Annotated in this window: 19 protein-coding genes and 1 pseudogene; 10 read left to right on the top strand and 10 right to left on the bottom strand. The window is 58.7% G+C overall.

What is annotated here, in order from left to right; translation table 11 throughout:
* Positions 1 to 41 precede the first annotated feature (41 nt).
* The 4 genes and pseudogenes from B9Z45_RS08735 to apbC form a co-directional block, all read right to left on the bottom strand.
* Entirely contained in the window at positions 42 to 1,277 is a 1,236-nt protein-coding gene (locus B9Z45_RS08735) for an ATP-binding protein (RefSeq protein ID WP_108406840.1), read from the bottom strand.
* Positions 1,277 to 1,519 (bottom strand): PAS domain S-box protein, encoded by a 243-nt coding sequence (locus tag B9Z45_RS08730; protein ID WP_233252138.1) that lies wholly within the window; start codon positions 1,517 to 1,519, stop codon positions 1,277 to 1,279. Before B9Z45_RS08730 ends, B9Z45_RS08735 begins: the two co-directional genes overlap by 1 nt.
* Positions 1,520 to 1,539: 20 nt before the next feature.
* Complete coding sequence (locus B9Z45_RS08725) at positions 1,540 to 1,785, bottom strand: hypothetical protein (RefSeq protein ID WP_146180902.1); 246 nt, start codon at positions 1,783 to 1,785, stop codon at positions 1,540 to 1,542.
* Positions 1,786 to 1,871: 86 nt separating this feature from the next.
* Positions 1,872 to 2,963: pseudogene (apbC, locus tag B9Z45_RS08720) on the bottom strand (iron-sulfur cluster carrier protein ApbC); the annotation flags it as partial.
* Positions 2,964 to 3,057: 94 nt separating this feature from the next.
* Here apbC and metG point away from each other — a divergent pair.
* The 7 genes from metG (at position 3,058) to panC (ending at position 10,664) form a co-directional block, all read left to right on the top strand.
* The gene (gene metG, locus B9Z45_RS08715) at positions 3,058 to 5,151 is read left to right on the top strand and encodes a methionine--tRNA ligase (RefSeq protein WP_108406836.1); all 2,094 of its coding nucleotides are present in this window, start codon (positions 3,058 to 3,060) and stop codon (positions 5,149 to 5,151) included.
* A 27-nt stretch (positions 5,152 to 5,178) separates the two neighbouring features.
* Positions 5,179 to 5,916, top strand: a complete 738-nt coding sequence (locus B9Z45_RS08710) for a YoaK family protein (RefSeq protein WP_108406835.1) — start codon at positions 5,179 to 5,181, stop codon at positions 5,914 to 5,916.
* Positions 5,917 to 5,955: 39 nt separating this feature from the next.
* A complete protein-coding gene (locus tag B9Z45_RS08705) occupies positions 5,956 to 7,635 on the top strand; it encodes a SulP family inorganic anion transporter (RefSeq protein ID WP_108406834.1) in 1,680 nt (559 codons plus the stop codon).
* Positions 7,636 to 7,711: 76 nt separating this feature from the next.
* Positions 7,712 to 7,918 (top strand): DUF3460 family protein, encoded by a 207-nt coding sequence (locus B9Z45_RS08700; RefSeq protein WP_108406875.1) that lies wholly within the window; start codon positions 7,712 to 7,714, stop codon positions 7,916 to 7,918.
* Between the two features lie 63 nt (positions 7,919 to 7,981).
* Positions 7,982 to 8,839 carry a ScpA family protein gene (locus tag B9Z45_RS08695; protein WP_108406833.1) on the top strand — a complete coding sequence of 286 codons (858 nt, stop codon included), beginning with the start codon at positions 7,982 to 7,984 and terminating at the stop codon, positions 8,837 to 8,839.
* An 85-nt stretch (positions 8,840 to 8,924) separates the two neighbouring features.
* The gene (gene panB / locus B9Z45_RS08690) at positions 8,925 to 9,794 is read left to right on the top strand and encodes a 3-methyl-2-oxobutanoate hydroxymethyltransferase (RefSeq protein WP_108406832.1); all 870 of its coding nucleotides are present in this window, start codon (positions 8,925 to 8,927) and stop codon (positions 9,792 to 9,794) included.
* A 21-nt stretch (positions 9,795 to 9,815) separates the two neighbouring features.
* On the top strand, positions 9,816 to 10,664 hold the full coding sequence (gene panC / locus B9Z45_RS08685) for a pantoate--beta-alanine ligase (RefSeq protein WP_108406831.1): 849 nt from the start codon (positions 9,816 to 9,818) through the stop codon (positions 10,662 to 10,664).
* On the opposite strand, the gene B9Z45_RS08680 is transcribed toward panC, so the two are convergent.
* From B9Z45_RS08680 to B9Z45_RS08665, 4 genes are all read right to left on the bottom strand, one after another.
* Positions 10,661 to 11,665 carry an NAD(P)H-dependent glycerol-3-phosphate dehydrogenase gene (locus B9Z45_RS08680; RefSeq protein WP_108406830.1) on the bottom strand — a complete coding sequence of 335 codons (1,005 nt, stop codon included), beginning with the start codon at positions 11,663 to 11,665 and terminating at the stop codon, positions 10,661 to 10,663. The genes panC and B9Z45_RS08680 overlap by 4 nt on opposite strands.
* Positions 11,666 to 11,692: 27 nt before the next feature.
* Positions 11,693 to 12,166 carry a protein-export chaperone SecB gene (gene secB / locus B9Z45_RS08675; RefSeq protein WP_108406829.1) on the bottom strand — a complete coding sequence of 158 codons (474 nt, stop codon included), beginning with the start codon at positions 12,164 to 12,166 and terminating at the stop codon, positions 11,693 to 11,695.
* A 125-nt stretch (positions 12,167 to 12,291) separates the two neighbouring features.
* A complete protein-coding gene (grxC, locus tag B9Z45_RS08670; RefSeq protein ID WP_108406828.1) occupies positions 12,292 to 12,552 on the bottom strand; it encodes a glutaredoxin 3 in 261 nt (86 codons plus the stop codon).
* A gap of 14 nt (positions 12,553 to 12,566) precedes the next feature.
* Positions 12,567 to 12,968 carry a rhodanese-like domain-containing protein gene (locus B9Z45_RS08665; protein ID WP_108406827.1) on the bottom strand — a complete coding sequence of 134 codons (402 nt, stop codon included), beginning with the start codon at positions 12,966 to 12,968 and terminating at the stop codon, positions 12,567 to 12,569.
* Positions 12,969 to 13,082: 114 nt separating this feature from the next.
* Between B9Z45_RS08665 and gpmA the strand changes: the two genes are divergently transcribed.
* From gpmA to B9Z45_RS08650, 3 genes are all read left to right on the top strand, one after another.
* Complete coding sequence (gene gpmA, locus B9Z45_RS08660) at positions 13,083 to 13,826, top strand: 2,3-diphosphoglycerate-dependent phosphoglycerate mutase (RefSeq protein ID WP_108406826.1); 744 nt, start codon at positions 13,083 to 13,085, stop codon at positions 13,824 to 13,826.
* Between the two features lie 104 nt (positions 13,827 to 13,930).
* Positions 13,931 to 15,382: a S41 family peptidase gene (locus B9Z45_RS08655; RefSeq protein ID WP_108406825.1), complete on the top strand. Its 1,452-nt coding sequence runs from the start codon at positions 13,931 to 13,933 to the stop codon at positions 15,380 to 15,382.
* 18 nt (positions 15,383 to 15,400) lie between these two features.
* Positions 15,401 to 16,156, top strand: coding sequence for a molybdopterin-synthase adenylyltransferase MoeB (locus B9Z45_RS08650; RefSeq protein WP_108406824.1), 756 nt, complete (start codon positions 15,401 to 15,403; stop codon positions 16,154 to 16,156).
* A gap of 13 nt (positions 16,157 to 16,169) precedes the next feature.
* Here the strand turns inward: B9Z45_RS08650 and B9Z45_RS08645 are convergent, their stop codons facing one another.
* Together B9Z45_RS08645 and B9Z45_RS08640 are read right to left on the bottom strand one after the other, a co-directional pair.
* On the bottom strand, positions 16,170 to 16,667 hold the full coding sequence (locus B9Z45_RS08645; protein ID WP_233252137.1) for a thermonuclease family protein: 498 nt from the start codon (positions 16,665 to 16,667) through the stop codon (positions 16,170 to 16,172).
* The gene (locus B9Z45_RS08640) at positions 16,664 to 17,188 is read right to left on the bottom strand and encodes a MarR family transcriptional regulator (RefSeq protein WP_108406823.1); all 525 of its coding nucleotides are present in this window, start codon (positions 17,186 to 17,188) and stop codon (positions 16,664 to 16,666) included. Before B9Z45_RS08640 ends, B9Z45_RS08645 begins: the two co-directional genes overlap by 4 nt.
* Positions 17,189 to 17,269 lie beyond the last annotated feature (81 nt).

The following is a 17,269-nucleotide window of genomic DNA, read 5'->3' as shown; positions in this document are numbered from 1 at the left end:
TGCATCGGTGTGGTGTAGCGAATGCATCACCCAATCAGCGCTCATGAATTTTTGTGCTCTGCCTCTGTGGATGAAATCACCCGACTGATTTCAGTTTGCAGTTCAGCCAATGACATGGGTTTGGACACATAGCCGTCCGCACCGGCCGCGATGAAACGTTCTTTGTCGCCCGTCATGGCATGCGCCGTGACCATCAACACCGGCGTTCGGCGGCCGCCGCCAGCCTCTCTGGCTCGCAACTCGCGCAAGGCGGTGATGCCATCCATCACGTCCATCAACACCACATCGAAGCGCTCCTCGGCCGAACGGTCAAGTGCCTGCTGCCCATCAGCGGCAGTGGCATAGCGGTAACCCATGCGTTGCAGCATGATTTCCGCCAACTTGCGGTTGATCTCATGGTCTTCGACCAGGAGCACAGAACAATCCACTGGCTTGGCAACAAGGGGTAAACCACCATCTTGCTTTTCTAAGAGCACAAGGTCGGAAGCAGGCATGCTCGGCCGGATGACTTTTTTGACCGGCAAAGTGGCAACAAAACTTGCGCCTTTGCCAGGTTGCCCTTCAGCTGCAATGTAGCCGCCCATCAACTGCAGCAAACTGCGCGTGATGGCCAGGCCAAGTCCTGTGCCACCAAAAGAGCGCGTCACAGAGCCATCTGCCTGCGTGAAGGGACTGAACAAGGCTTCGGTGCGCTCAGGATCAAAACCGATGCCTGTGTCAATGACGCTGATGCGCAGCAGCACCGTCTGGTCGTCCATCTCGCACAGCAATTCGGTTTTGACAACGACCGAGCCTTGGTCTGTGAACTTGATGGCATTGCCGAGCAGATTGGTCAAGGCCTGCCGCATGCGCACAGGGTCCATCCAGACCAAGTCCGGCATGTTGTCTGCCATCTTCAACTGAAGATCCACACCTTTGACCCGGGCCAACTGCTCCAGAGACTTGACTGTGTGCCGAATCAACTGGGCCGGACTGACCTCGCGCAGCTCCAGTTCCAGCGCCTTGGCCTCGATTTTGGAAAAATCCAGAATCTCATTGATGATTTGCAGCAAATGGTTGGCCGAGTCTCGCGCCAGCGTCAGATACTCCTTTTGAAGCTCAGGAGATGAAGTGTCAAGCGCCAACTCGGTCATGCCCACAATGCCGTTCATGGGCGTGCGAATTTCATGGCTCATGTTGGCCAGAAACTCACCGCGCATGCGATTGGCTTGCTCGGCCTTTTCCTTGGCTTCAACCAACAGGTCTTGAGCGCTCTGGATGGCGCTGAAATCCTGCATCACGCCCACAAAAAATGCTCATTGTCCCGATGGGTTTCACTGACGGTCAGGCGCACAGGAAAAACGCTGCCATCACGCCTTTGGCCGGGCATGACGCTTGGCTGGTTGCCCAGTTTTTCCCGCCACTTCATCAGATTGACTTTCGTTTCACTGTTGTGTGGACTGCCTTCTTCTGGGGGCATCAGCAGGCTGATGCGCTCCCCTATCAACTCGTCCATGGTGTATCCAAAGATGTCACACATGGCATCGTTGCATTGAGCGATTATTCCCATTGAATCGGTGACAACAATCGCCTCGGGACGCTCCCATCGACCTTGGACAGGAAATGCTCAAGGTCGATGGTCAGAGTGGCAGGCAGGGGTAAAGCACTGTCAAGCGACTTGTAGTCATGCGAGATTTCCAGGCAACCCTTCACGGCCAGAGTCACCAGTTCCTGGATGTAGAAGTTGCGAAACTGCGCCACAGAATCGGCATGAGTTTGGGCGCTTTTGGTGGCGTGTTGCTGCACCACAGCCTCCCTCTCAAGACGCCAAGTTGCTGAAATGTCAGCCTCAGTCCGGTCATGGCGACCGGAAAATCCTGCCGACTGGCCGATCAGGTGTCCTTGCTGACCTTGATGGTAGGGAACTTGGCCGAGAAGTCCTTGGCCTTGGCCGCAATCTTGACGGCCACTTGACGCGCCACCGCCTTGTAGATTTGGGCCACTTCGCCATCGGGGTCGAACACCACCGTGGGTTTGCCGCTGTCCGCCTGCAGGCGAATTTGCATGTCCAAGGGCAAGGCACCCAGGTAATCCATGCCGTATTCAGCTGCCATCTTCTTGCCACCATCGGCGCCAAAAATATGCTCCACATGACCACAGTTGGTGCACACATGCACGGCCATGTTTTCCACCAGGCCCAAGATCGGCACGCCCACTTTTTCAAACATCTTGACGCCCTTTTTGGCATCCAGCAGGGCGATGTCTTGCGGCGTGGTCACAATCACGGCACCCGTCATGGGCACGCGCTGGCTCAAGGTGAGCTGGATGTCACCGGTGCCCGGCGGCATGTCGACGATCAAGTAGTCGAGTTCTTTCCAGTTGGTTTGGCGCAAGAGCTGCTCCAGCGCCTGGGTGGCCATCGGGCCGCGCCAGATCATGGCCTCGTCCTGGTTGACCAGAAAGCCGATCGACATGACCTGCACGCCGTAGTTTTCCATCGGCTCCATGGTCTGGCCATCTTCGCTTTCTGGGCGACCTTCGATGCCCATCATCATGGGCTGGCTGGGGCCGTAGATGTCGGCATCGAGCAAACCGACCTTGGCACCCTCGGCAGCCAGCGCCAGCGCCAGATTGACGGCAGTGGTGCTTTTGCCCACACCGCCTTTGCCCGAGGCCACAGCCACGATGTTTTTCACCTGCGGCAACAGCGCCACGCCACGCTGGGCTGAGTGGGCCGTGATCTTGCTGGTGACGTTGGCCGACACATTGGCCACGCCGGCCACGCCCTTGGCTGCAGCAATCAGCGATTGGCGCAGCGTCGGGATCTGACTTTTGGCGGGATAGCCCAATTCCACGTCAAAAGACACGTCAGCGCCCGCGACTTGCAGGTTTTTGAGGCATTTGGTGGAAACGAAATCTTTGCCCGTGTTCGGATCGATCACGGTTTGCAGGGCTTGCAGGAGTTGTTCGGTGGTCGCCATAGGTGCTTGTCGTTGCTTTCAGAGGTTGGGCAGGAGTTTACCGACAAGCGCACCGGTAGACCCTAAAATCAGCGATTCCCCTACAAGTTGCCCCACCATGTCTGCCCCCAACGCCCCGCGCCAGCTTTTTGTCACCACCGCCTTGCCTTACGCCAATGGCAACTTTCACATCGGTCACATCATGGAATACATCCAGGCCGATATCTGGGTGCGGTTCCAGCGCATGCAGGGCAGTCAGGTCAACTTCGTGGGAGCCGACGACACGCACGGCGCGCCCATCATGATCGCCGCCGAAAAAGCGGGCAAGACGCCCCAGCAGTTCGTGGCAGACATCGCTGCTGGCCGCAAACCCTATCTGGACGGCTTTCACATCGCCTTTGACAACTGGCACAGCACCGATGCGCCCGAGAACCACGAACTGGCCCGCCAGATTTACCGCGACCTGCGTGACATTCCCATGTCTGCAGGCGGCTCACTCGTTGAAGTGCGCACCGTGGAGCAGTTCTTCGACCCCGAAAAGAACATGTTTCTGCCCGACCGCTTTATCAAGGGCGAGTGCCCCAAGTGCCACGCCAAAGACCAGTACGGCGACAACTGCGAGGTGTGCGGTGCCGTATACGCCCCAACCGACCTGATCAACCCGTTCTCGGCCTTGTCGGGCGCCAAGCCCGAGCTGAAAAGCTCGGAACACTTTTTCTTCAAGCTGTCCGACCCTCGGTGCGTCGAATTTTTGACCCAATGGACGCAAGACGGCAAGCTGCAGCCCGAGGTGGCCAACAAGGTCAAAGAGTGGTTCAGCGTGCGCACCAACCCCGACGGCTCCACCAGCGAAGGTCTGGGCGACTGGGATATTTCCAGAGACGCGCCCTACTTTGGCATCGAGATTCCGGATGCGCCGGGCAAGTATTTTTATGTCTGGCTCGATGCCCCGGTGGGTTACCTGGCGTCCCTGAAGAACCTGCTGGACCAACGCGGTGAAGACTACGCCGCCTACATGGCCCAGCCGAATCTGGAGCAGATCCACTTCATCGGCAAGGACATCGTGACCTTCCACACCCTGTTCTGGCCCGCCATGCTGCACTTCAGTGGCCGCAAGACGCCCGACAAAGTCAACGTGCACGGGTTTCTGACGGTGAACAACGGCGAAAAAATGAGCAAAAGTCGGGGCACAGGCCTGGACCCACTCAAGTACCTGAGTCTGGGCATGAACCCCGAATGGCTGCGTTACTACCTGGCCGCCAAACTGTCGGCCCGCAACGAAGACATCGACTTCAACGCCGAAGATTTCATGGCGCGGGTGAACAGCGATCTGGTGGGTAAATTCATCAACATCGCTTCGCGCTCGGCCGGTTTCATCGCCAAACGGTTTGACGGGAAACTGGGCGCCGTGAGCGCCGATGGCCAGGCATTACTGGCCGCATTACAAGGCATGGCCCCCTCAGTGGCAGCCTTTTACGAAGAACGCGAATACGGCAAGGCTTTGCGCGAAATTATGCTGCTGGCCGACAAGGTCAACGCCTATGTGGACCAGAACAAGCCTTGGGAGTTGGCCAAACAAGCCGGCATGGATGCCCGGCTGCACGATGTGTGCACCGCCTGCATCGAAGCCTTTCGCCTGCTGACCCTGCAACTCAAGCCTGTGCTGCCTGCCCTCGCCACACAGGTCGAGGCCTTTCTGAATGTGTCGCCCTTCACCTTTGCGCAGGCGCAAAGCCTGCTGGGTGCGGGTCACAGCATCCAGGCCTACCAGCACCTGCTGCAGCGCGTCGACGCAAAGCAACTCGAAGCCCTGTTTGAAGCGCCCGAACCCGTCACGCAGGCACTCATTCCCGGCGGTGAAGATATCGCCCCCACCATTTCCATCGACGATTTCGCCAAGATCGATTTGCGCATTGCCGAGATCGTTCACTGCGAAGCCGTGGAAGGCTCGGTCAAGCTACTGCGCCTGACGCTGGATGTGGGCGAGGGACGCACACGCAATGTCTTTTCAGGCATTGCCAGCCTGTACAAACCCGAAGACCTGATCGGCAAACTCACGGTGATGGTGGCCAACCTGGCCCCGCGCAAGATGAAGTTTGGCGTGAGTGAAGGCATGGTGCTGGCGGCCAGCCATGCCGACGAAAGTGCCGAGCCCGGCATTTACGTCCTGCACCCCTGGCCCGGCGCCAAGCCGGGCATGCGGATCCACTGAGCCACCCACACACCGAGAACGCTGCACATGTTTCCCCTGATCCGCGGATGGACCGATGTGCAGCGAAGCCCTGAGGCCAATTTGCGCCTCGGTCTGGTGTTGAGTTTTATCGCAGGCGCCACCAATGCCGGGGGCTTCCTGGCGGTGGGCCGCTACACCTCGCACATGACGGGCATCGTCTCCTCGGTGGCTGACGACATGGTGCTCGGCCATTTTGGTATGGCCTTGGCCGGAGTGACTTGCCTGATCGCCTTTTTAATGGGTGCCATGTGCACGGCCATCATGGTCAACTGGGGCCTGCGCCAGCAATTGCGCAGCAGCTACAGCCTGCCGCTTTTGCTCGAATCTTTTGCCTTGCTGGTGTTTGGCCTTTTTGGTGCAGCCATAGGGGCCTGGTCACAGGTGTTCCTGCCCATCACGGTGGTCTTGCTTTGTTTCATCATGGGTCTGCAAAACGCGGTCATCACCAAGATCTCCAAAGCAGATATCCGCACCACCCACATCACCGGCCTGGTGACCGACATCGGCATAGAACTGGGCAAATGGGTTTACATCAACCGTTCAAGCGAGACGCCTTCAGTCCGGGCAAACCGCCAACGCCTGCGGGTCCATTCGGGCTTGGTCCTAGGCTTCCTGCTGGGGGGACTGTTCGGAGCGCTTGGCTTCAACTATGTGGGCTATGTGACCACGGTGCCCTTGGCGGGCCTGCTTTGGCTGCTGAGTCTTCGCCCCTTGCTCGACGATTTGCGCCAGCGTGCCGCCTGATTTTTCTGCCCTGGCCTGAACGCACAACACCCAAACCCCATGAATTGGCTGCACGCAACCCATTTCTTCAGGCCCCGATTGCTCGACAGCCTGCAAGGCTACAACCGCAAGCGCCTCGCTCAGGACATTGGGGCCGGCATCACCGTCGGGGTGGTGGCCTTGCCCCTGGCGATGGCTTTTGCGATTGCCTCGGGGCTCAAACCCGAAGCAGGCTTGTTCACGGCCATCATTGCGGGCTTCCTGATCTCGGCTTTGGGCGGGAGTCGCGTGCAAATTGGCGGGCCTGCAGGCGCCTTCATCGTGATTGTTTACGGCATCGTCGAGCGCTATGGCCTGGCCAACCTGATATTGGCCACCGCCATGTCGGGCATTTTGCTGTTTCTGCTGGGCTTGTTTCGGCTGGGCACCTTGATTCGATTCATACCGGTGTCGGTCGTGATCGGTTTCACGAATGGCATTGCAGTTTTGATCATGCTCTCGCAAATCAGGGATTTTCTGGGGCTGAAAATCGAGTCCATGCCCGCAGATTTTTTCGGCATGCTGCGTACGCTGGGGCAAAACCTGCACTCTGCCAATTTGGCCGCCTTGCTGGTGGCCCTGGGCTCCTTGTCGCTGCTGGTCGGCTGGATGCGTCTGGGTCGCCGCCTGAACGACACCCCATACCGCTGGGTCAGCTTGGTGCCCGGATCCATCGTGGCGCTGGTATTTGCGACGCTGGCCTGCATGGGGCTGTCCTTGCCGGTAGAAACCATTGGCAGCAAATTTGGCGGTATCCCCGCCGTCTTGCCCAGTTTTCAGTGGCCCGAGTTCAGTTGGGACAGCGCCCGGTTTTTGCTCATGCCCACCCTGACTTTGACCCTGTTGGGCGCGATTGAGTCACTGCTGTGCGCGCGCATTGCCGACGGCATGATTGGCGACCGTCACAACCCCAACCAGGAGTTGATGGCCCAAGGCTTGGCCAATTTTGTGACCCCATTTTTTGGGGGCATGCCCGCCACTGGCACGATTGCCCGAACCGTCACCAACATCAAAAGCGGAGGCACCAGCCCCATCGCGGGCATGGTGCATGCACTGACGCTGCTGGCCGTGGTGCTGCTGGCCGCCCCACTGGCTGGGCATGTGCCCCTGGCAGCGCTGGCGGCACTTTTGATGTTTGTGGCCTGGAACATGGGCGAGTGGCGCGAGTTTTTATTGCTGCGCCAGTACCGGCTGCCCTACCGAATCACTTTGTTGGCGGTGTTTTTCCTCACGGTGGTGTTTGACCTCACCGTGGCGGTCGAGGTCGGCCTGATTGCGGCCTGCCTGACCTTCATCTATCGCATCTCCAGTTTGAGTCGGAGCGAAACTGTCAGCCGTCTGGACCTTCCTGGATTGGCAGGGCATGAAACCCATGTCCAGGCTTGGCGGTTGTACGGCGCCTTGTTTTTTGGTGCCGTCCAGCTGGTTGAGGACATCGAAGACAAAATCGCCACGCCGGCTTTGGTGATTGACCTGAAAAACGTGATTTACGTGGATTCTTCGGGCGCCGATGCCTTGATGAATTTGATCGATACCTGCCGCAAAAAAGAGGTGCAGTTGATCATTTGCGGATTATTGCACCAGCCCTTGGACATCGCCAAACGCACAGGCTTGCTTGACCATCTGGAAGGGCGACTCGAGCCCGACCTGCCGGCAGGCATTCAGCGCGCTGTCAGCCTGATGACGCGCCCGGGCCCGTAAAATGTCTTCATTCGATGCAAGCTGTGTGCTTCATGCCCCCTCAGCCCATGTCACCTTGTCCCCCAGAAAGCCCAACATGTCCATTTTCCGTCGCCCTGACTACACCTCAGACACCACCCAGTTCATCGCCCAGCTCAAGGCGCAGCGCCCCGAGCTGGAGGCCGAGCAGCGCCAAGGCCGTGCATTGCTGTGGGACAAGTCACTGAGCCGCGACGAGCAGCAGGCCTTCAAGGATGCGCGCGTGGCCCAAAAGCCATACGTTTACCAGAACCAGTCCTCCTGAAATTGCCGTTGAACGACACTTCGGGCAGATATCCCGTTGTGTCGTGCACCCACAGCGCCGCCCATGACCACCTTTGCCCCCCCCACCGAGCTGCCAGTGCCGCTGAACGACACACCTGTGTCCATGCCGCAAGTGGTCGACCATGTGGCCGTGGCGCGGCTGTATGGCGAGCCCCTATTCTCAATGCCTACCGACCTGTACATCCCACCGGATGCCCTGGAGGTTTTTTTGGAGGCGTTCGAAGGCCCGCTGGATCTGTTGCTTTACCTGATACGCAAGCAAAACTTCAACATTCTTGATATCCCCATGGCGGGGGTGACTCGCCAATACCTGACTTATGTCGATGAGATACGGCAGCGCAACCTGGAACTTGCAGCTGAATATTTGCTGATGGCGGCCATGCTGATCGAAATCAAATCGCGCATGTTATTGCCCCCCAAAAAGCTCAGTGAGGGCCAGGAAGCCGAAGACCCTCGCGCCGAGTTGGTGCGCCGACTGCTCGAATATGAGCAAATGAAGCTCGCGTCGATGCAACTGAACCAGATTCCACAATACGGCCGAGATTTTTTACAAACGGAGGTCCACATCGAACAAAGCCTGCAGCCACGCTTTCCCGATGTCAACATGGACGAACTCCAATCGGCCTGGCGCGACATCCTGAAACGTGCCAACTTGGTCCAGCACCACAAAATCAGCCGCGAAGAACTCAGCGTACGCGAGCACATGACCATTTTGCTCAAGCGCCTGCAAGGCCGAAAATTTGTGGAGTTCGAAAACCTGTTCGATCCCACCTTGGGCACACCCGTGCTGGTGGTGACTTTCATCGCCTTACTGGAGTTGGCCAAGGAAACCCTGATCGAGATCACCCAGGCCGAGGCCTTTGCCCCCATCTACGTGCGGCTGGCCTACACAACAAATTAAAAACTACATTTCAATATTTTTTGGAATTACTATAATAATAAAAATAATTAATTATTATTAAAAATATTCACCTCTGAACCCAGCCATGGAAAATGCTTTGATCAACACCTACAGCACGCTTCCCCCTGTATCACTCGTGAGTGGTCGCAAACCCATTAGCCTGCCACGCCTGCAGGAAATGCGGGCGCACAACGAAAAAATAACCATGCTCACGGCCTACGACGCCACCTTTGCCGCAGTGGCTGACGCTGCTGGCGTCGAATGCATTTTGGTGGGTGACTCGCTTGGCATGGTTTGCCAGGGCCTGCCCAGTACTGTGGGCGTAAGCCTGGACGCCATGCGTTACCACACCGCATGCGTGGCCCAGGGTGTGCAACGCGTGACGGGAGCTTCCTGGATCATTGGCGACCTGCCATTTGGCTCATACCAGGAATCTCGAGAACAAGCCCTGCGCAGCGCTACCGTGCTGATGCAGGCGGGCGCTCACATGGTCAAACTCGAAGGCGGTGGCTGGACCACCGAGACCGTTCGATTTTTAACCGAGCGTGGCATTCCGGTCTGCGCCCACTTGGGCATGACCCCGCAAACCGTGCATGCCCTGGGTGGCTACCGGGTGCAAGGCAAAGGGGACTCTGCCGACCAACTGCGAAAGGAAGCTCTGGCTCTGCAGGATGCAGGCGCGACCATGCTGGTACTGGAGATGGTGCCCGCTGCCCTGGCGGCCAGCTTAACCCAACACCTGCCGCGCTGCCACACCATCGGCATCGGGGCGGGCGATGGCACTGTCGGCCAGGTACTTGTGATGCACGACATGCTGGGCATCAACTTGGGCAAGAACCCTAGGTTCGTTCGCAACTTCATGACTGGACAAAGCAGTGTGCTGGACGTCATGAAGGCTTATGTGTGTGCTGTCAAAAACGGCAGCTTCCCCGACAACACATTGCACTCTTGGTAACAGACTCACCCAACCTCCACCATGCTCATCGCCCGCTCCATCGACGAACTGCGCCAACACCTGGCTGGCCGCCAAAGCCCCGCTTTTGTACCCACCATGGGCAACCTGCACGCAGGCCACATCAAACTGGTACAGCTGGCCAAGCCCAAGGGCGACAGCACCGTTGTCAGCATCTTCGTCAACCGCCTGCAGTTTCTGCCACATGAAGACTTTGACAGCTACCCCCGCACCTGGGAAGCCGACTGCGCCAAGCTCGAAGCGGCAGGTTGCGACGTGGTGTTTGCACCGCGCGAAACAGACCTCTACCCCGAAGCACAAACGGTAAAAGTCCATGCTGACCCGGCGCTGGGTGACATCCTTGAGGGCGAGTTCCGTCCCAGCTTTTTCATAGGCGTGTCCACCGTTGTCATGAAGCTGCTCAACAGTGTTTTCGCGGGCAAGGCGCAGGGGGTTGCCATTTTCGGCAAGAAGGACTACCAGCAACTCATGGTGATTCGCCAGATGGTGCGCCAATTTGCACTTCCCATTGAAGTCATGGGCGTGGACACCTGCCGCGCTGAAGATGGCCTGGCACTGAGTTCGCGCAACGGCTACTTGTCGGAGACCGAACGCACCGAGGCGGTGCAACTGCAACTGGCTTTGCGCGAATTGGGAAGGGGTGCTGTGGCTGCTGCCGATGCACTGAACACCCATTTGCCGGCACTGGAGGCCCAAGCCATGGCAGGCCTGCGCCAGCGTGGCTGGCAGCCGGATTACCTGACGGTGCGCCGACGCCAAGATCTGCAAGCGCCGCAGGCAAAGGACGCCTTGGTGGTGTTGGGTGCGGCACGCTTGGGAAACACGCGCCTGATCGACAACTTCGAAATTTAGACCGACTCGCCGCGAGGGCCTCGGTCCATCAAAACCTGAACAGCCTCACGGGCCTGCAAACGCCCGTCCAGTAAGGCCACCACCGCTTCGGTGATGGGCATTTCCACACCCAGACTTTGGGCGCGCTGCCAGACGGTACGCGCACTGTAGACCCCTTCGGCCACATGTCCAAGTGAGGCCACAGCTTGTTCAAGGCTGAGGCCTTGCGCCAGCAGCAGGCCGACTTTGCGGTTGCGGCTCAAGTCACCCGTAGCGGTCAACACCAGATCGCCCAGTCCGGAGAGTCCCATGAAAGTTTCGGCGCGGGCGCCCAGTGCCAAGCCCAGGCGGGTCATTTCTGCCAAGCCACGTGTGATGAGTGCCGCACGGGCGTTCAGGCCCAAACCCAGGCCATCACACAAACCAGTGGCGATGGCCAGCACGTTTTTCACGGCCCCGCCCACCTCCACCCCGACGATGTCGTCGTTGGCGTACACACGCAATGCCGGGCCGTGAAAGGCCTGGACCAAGGCTTCGCGCACAGCGGCATGTTGGCTGACGGCGACCAAAGCGGTGGGTTGGTTACGGGCTACCTCGAGGGCAAAGCTGGGTCCGCTGAAGGCCCCCGCCTGCAAATCGGGGGCAGTTTCGGCTTGCACTTCATGGGGCATCAAACCGGTCCCCGACTCGAACCCCTTGCACAGCCAAGCCACCGGAGCACTCACATGCTGCAGCAGCTGTAAGCTGAGGCGCAAACCCGACATCGGGGTGGCCACCACCCACAAATCAGTGGGCCCGGCCTGCTGCTGAACCCAAGGGCCCAGCGAACCGTTCACGACCATCAAACCCGATGGCAACTCGATACCCGGCAAATAGCGGCTGTTTTGGCGTTGCTGCACCATGGCATCGGCCTGATCCGGGTCGCGGGCATGCAGGCGAACCGTGTGAGAGGCGGGATGGCGGCAAGCCGCCATCGCGATGGCCGTGCCCCAGGCTCCTGCCCCAATGACCGTGATGTGCATCAGAAACCGCCCAGCAAAGCCAAGGCTTTATTGTGCAGTTGCAGCGGCTTGTTGCGCTTGTTGCTGCTCGTACATGGCCTGGAAGTTGATTTCAGCCAAGTGCACAGGCGGAAAGCCGGCACGGGTGATCAGGTCGGCCACACTGGCACGCAGGTAGGGGTAGACGATTTGCGGGCAAGCAATGCCCATGACCGGGCCCATCTGGTCTTCGGGCAGGTTGCGGATTTCAAAAATGCCGCCTTGCTTGCACTCCACCAGGAAAACGGTTTTGTCCTCGATCTTGGTATGCACCGTGGCGGTCACGCACACTTCAAACACACCTTCTGCAACGGGCGTGGCTTCTACGCCCAGTTGGATGTCCACGCTGGGCTGCTGCTGCTCGATAAGAATGGCAGGTGAGTTGGGTTGCTCGAGCGATGTCTCTTTGAGGTAAACGCGCTGAATCTGGAAAACAGGGGCCAGATTTTCAGTGTTGACGGCGTTGGCAGCGGTATCGGTCATGAATTTCTCTTCAGATAGGAACACAGGCAGTCCGGGGGAACCACCAAAGGATTTAAAAAGATGGATTATCGGGTATCGGCTCCAAGCTTCGGGTCGAAGCCGGCCTGCGAAAACCCCAAGATTGTTCAGGCCGCTTGCAGCAAAGGCACCAAACCGCCTTTGGCGTCGAGCGCCATCAGGTCATCGCAGCCCCCCACATGGGTGTCGCCCACATAAATTTGCGGCACGGTGCGGCGCCCGGTGATTTGCATCATGTGATCGCGCTGGACAGGGTCTAGGTCAATGCGGACTTCTTCAATTTGCTCAACACCCTTGGATTTGAGCAACTGCTTGGCTCTCACGCAATAAGGGCAAACAGCGGTGGTGTATATTTTGACGGCTTGCATGGCGACTCCTTGGTTCAAGCTTTTTCGACGGGCATGCTGGCCGCCTGCCAGGCCTTCAGGCCCCCAGCAAGAGACTGCACATTTTCAAAACCGAGTTTGCGAGCGGTTGCCGCCGCACGTGCCGACCGGGCACCCACCTGGCAAACCATCACCACCTGGGACGTTTTGCTTTTGACGAGCTGAGCCAATTTGTCTTCCAGTTGGCCCAACGGCAGGTTTTTGGCGCCAATCACATGCCCTTTGGCGAACTCGTCGGGCTCGCACACATCGATGACGATGGCTTTTTCGCGGTTCATCAGCTGCACCATGTCCTGCGGGCTAAGACCACTGCCTTTGTTCAGGGCAGGAAAGAGCAAAGCCACACCTGAAGCCAAAGCCACAGTGATGAGCATCCAGTTGTCGAGGAGAAATTTCACGAATCAGACCTTTTTAAGCCACAAAATACCGGCCCGTCAGCGGACCGCCAAGCCCCGATTCTAAAATGATGGTCTTGTCCTTTTGTTTTTCACAGCCTCTGCTGCTTTTTCACCATGTACAAAATTGTCCTGATCCGCCACGGCGAATCCATCTGGAACCTTGAAAACAGATTCACCGGCTGGACCGATGTGGACCTGACCCCCACCGGCGTGAGCCAGGCCATGTCGGCTGGCAAACTGCTCAAGGCCGAAGGCTGGGACTTTGACCTTTGCTACACCTCGGTGCTCAAGCGCGCCATTCACACCCTCTGGTACGCGCTGGACGAAATGGACCGAGCCTGGCTGCCGGTGCTCAAGGACTACCGCCTGAATGAGCGCCACTACGGCGCCCTGCAAGGCCTCAACAAAGCCGATATGGCCAAAAAATTTGGCGAAGAGCAGGTCATGGCCTGGCGCCGCAGCTACGACACCCCGCCGCCTGCGCTGGAAGTCACCGACCCGCGCTGCGAACGTGGCGACCGCCGTTATGCTCAGATTGACCCGCAAGCCGTGCCGCTGACCGAATGCCTGAAAGACACCGTGGCGCGTGTGTTGCCCGCCTGGAACGACAGCATTGCCCCCAACATCCAAGCGGGCAAACGCTTGCTGATCGCCGCCCACGGCAACTCCATCCGCGCCCTGATCAAGTACCTGGACGGCATTTCTGACGCAGACATTGTCGGCCTGAACATCCCCAACGGGATTCCACTGGTCTACGAACTGGATATAAATCTGAAACCGATCCGTCACTATTACCTGGGCGATGCCGAGGCGGTGGCCCAAGCCGCAGCGGCTGTGGCCAGCCAGGGCAAAGCCTGATGCCTGAAGGGCCCTGCCATGACAGGACTATTGCCTGCGATCTCACAAAACACGCTGCTCACGGGTGTATATTGACTCGCTTCTGATTGGGGAAATACAAGCATATGGGACAAAAACTCAAGATCGCGGGCTGGATCAGCGTGGGGGCCTTGGCAGGGGCATTGACCACTGTATCCCTGCAAACCGTGGCACGCGGCAACATGGCCCCCTTGCCACTCGAAGAGCTGCAGCAATTGGCCGCGGTCTTTGGCATGGTCAAGAGCGACTATGTGGAGCCCGTCGACGAAAAAAAGTTGATCACCGAAGCCATCTCTGGCATGGTCGCCAGCCTGGACCCCCACTCCCAGTATTTCGATAAAAAAAGCTTCAAGGAATTCTCTGAAGGCACTTCTGGCAAGTTTGTCGGTGTGGGCATCGAGATCAGCCAGGAAGATGGACTGGTCAAGATCGTCTCTCCGATTGAAGGCTCTCCGGCCGACCGGGCGGGCCTGAAACCCAACGACCTGATCACCAAGATCGATGACACCCCTGTCAAGGGCCTGACTTTGAACGAAGCCGTCAAGCGCATGCGCGGTGAGCCCAAAACCAAGGTGCTGCTGACGATCTTCCGCAAATCCGAAAACCGCAGCTTCCCGGTGACCATCTTGCGCGAAGAGATCAAGACCCAATCGGTCAAGTCCAAGATCGTGGAGCCGGGTTACGGCTGGATTCGCGTGTCCCAGTTCCAAGAACGCACAGTGGACGACTTCGCCCGCAAGATCGAGGAAATGTACAAACAAGAGCCCCAGCTCAAAGGCCTGGTGCTTGACCTGCGCAATGACCCCGGAGGTCTGCTGGACGCAGCCGTGGCTTTGTCTGCAGCCTTCCTGCCTGAAAACGTCACCGTGGTCACCACCAATGGCCAGCTCGAAGAAAGCAAATTCACCTACAAAGCCACGCCCCAGTTCTGGCGTCGCAACAGCAGCAACGACCCCATTGCCCGCATGACCGCGGCCACGGGCGGTGCGCTGAAAAAAGTGCCTTTGGTGGTGCTGGTGAACGAAGGCTCGGCCTCAGCCAGCGAGATCGTCGCTGGTGCCTTGCAAGACTACAAGCGCGGCACCCTGATGGGCAGCCAGACCTTTGGCAAAGGCTCGGTGCAGACCGTGCGCCAACTGGGGCCTGACACGGCACTCAAGATCACCACCGCCCGCTACTACACACCCAACGGCCGAGCCATCCAGGCCAAAGGCATCGTGCCCGAGGTGATGCTGGACGAAACCGAAAACGGCAACGTGTTCTCTGCTTTGCGCACTCGCGAAGCCGATCTGGAAAAACACCTCTCCAACGGCAAAGAAGCCGAAGAGAAGAAAGACCCAGCCCGCGAAAAAGCCCGTGAAGACGCGATCAAGAAGCTGGAAGAAGAATCCAAAAAGCCCGTGGCTGAACGGCGTTTACCCGAGTTCGGCTCGGACAAGGACTTCCAGTTGATCCAGGCCTTGAACCAACTCAAAGGCCTGCCCGTCAAGGTCAGCACCACGCTGGCCGTGCGCAAGGCCGAGAAGAAAGAAGACTGAGCGCCATGGGTGACGCGCATGGATGACGCACAGTTACTGCGCTATTCGCGGCATATTTTGCTCAACGAGCTGGGCATCGATGGCCAGGAGAAACTGCTTGCTTCGCATGCCCTGATCATTGGTGCAGGGGGCCTTGGCTCACCCGTGAGTCTGTATTTGGGCAGCGCTGGGGTGGGTCACATTACGGTGGTCGACCACGACCACGTGGACGCCACCAACTTGCAGCGCCAGATTGCCCACACCCTTGACCGCGTGGGTCAATTCAAAGCCGAATCGGTTCGCACAGCCATTGCTCAAATCAACCCCGATGCGACCGTGACGCCCATCACGCAACGCGCCGATGCGGCCACACTCGACGCCCTGGTCGCCTGCGCCGATGTGGTGCTCGACTGCAGTGACAACTTCGAAACCCGCCAGGCCGTGAACCTGGCCTGCGTGCAACACCGCAAGCCGCTGATTTCCGGTGCAGCCATCCGCATGGACGGGCAGGTCTCGGTGTTTGACACCACGCAGGCCGATGCACCTTGCTACGCCTGCATCTTCCCGCCGGAACACATGCCAGAAGAAACCCGCTGCGCCACCATGGGGGTGTTTGCACCCCTGGTCGGCATCATCGGCACAGTGCAAGCAGCAGAGGCCCTCAAGATATTGAGCGGCATGGGCAGCCACATGGCCGGGCGTTTGCTGATGCTGGATGGCCGCGAACTGTCATGGACCGACATCCGCATGCAACGCAACCCGGCTTGCCCTGTGTGCGCGGCGCACCGTTCCTGATCGCCACAAACCGTCAGTTGCCATGGCAAGTGCCATGGAATTTTCTGAACACATGCGGCGACATGGCAACCTCAGGTGCCGCAAATAAACCCGTCTTTTGCGTCTGGGCCTGTCGCTGCAAGCCCGCATAAGGGCCTTTGCCCGTTTCAAACCGGTACGCCCAGGCCATGCCGGAACGCACCATCTCGGCCCCCAGATCCACCCCATCGACCGACAGCCGCCCAACTTGCCTGCCATAGACGTCCTGCCCGCGGTCGTCGACCTCAACCGACTTGCGCAGCGCCAGTCGGGTCATGGCGTCCCGGGCTTGCACGCCACCAGGCTGGCAGATTTCAGGCGCATCAATGCCATCGATGCGCAACTTGACTGGCTCCAATTGGCCATGCCGGACCAGCAAAACCGTGTCACCATCCATCACCCAGCTGACCCAGCCTGTCCAGACCTCAGAAGCCTGAGCACCCCAATGGCCTGACAAAGCCAGCACAAGCCAACAGTGGGCCCAGCATTTCATGCAACACCCTTGCCACGTCGGCCCTGGCGGCGGTTGGCTTTGGGCAAGTCGGGGCTCAACTCGGCGAGCAAAGACTGCGCGCGCACTTGCAAACGTGCAAGCGCTTGGTCAAAACGCATGGTTTCATCCGTTTGCAGCGCACTCAAAATCTGGCTGTTGATGACCTGCACTTGAGGCATCAAGGCCTCATAGAGTTGCCGCCCTGCCGGCGTGAGGGACACCAGCGCACTGCGCCGGTCGTTGGCGGGAATCGTTCGCAGCACCAATTGCTTGCGCCCCAAGGCGGTCAGGGTGCGCGATGTGCGCGCGCGGTCGCGGTGCATGCGCTCGGCCAATGCAGAAGGCGGCAAGCCGCCGTTTTCATACAACTGCGCCACCACCGCCCACTCACGCCGGGTGATGCCATAACCCCCCTCGCACAACCGCACCACCATCGCCCCCGCCACGCTCGACAAACGACCCAACCGGTACAGCAGCAGATCGTCGATCGAAGCCAGACGTTGAAAGGGAGAAGGCGACATCAGGGTTTTCCGGGGGGATGGTTGTTTAGATCAATTGTCTGTCAAGGCGCTACATTCTGTAGCTGATCAGCGTTTTCAACC

The organism is Limnohabitans sp. 2KL-17, assembly GCF_003063415.1.
In the GTDB taxonomy this organism is placed as follows: domain Bacteria; phylum Pseudomonadota; class Gammaproteobacteria; order Burkholderiales; family Burkholderiaceae_C; genus Limnohabitans_A.
The sequence above is the reverse complement of the archived record's forward strand: the minus strand, read 5'-3'. Positions and strand labels throughout refer to the sequence as shown.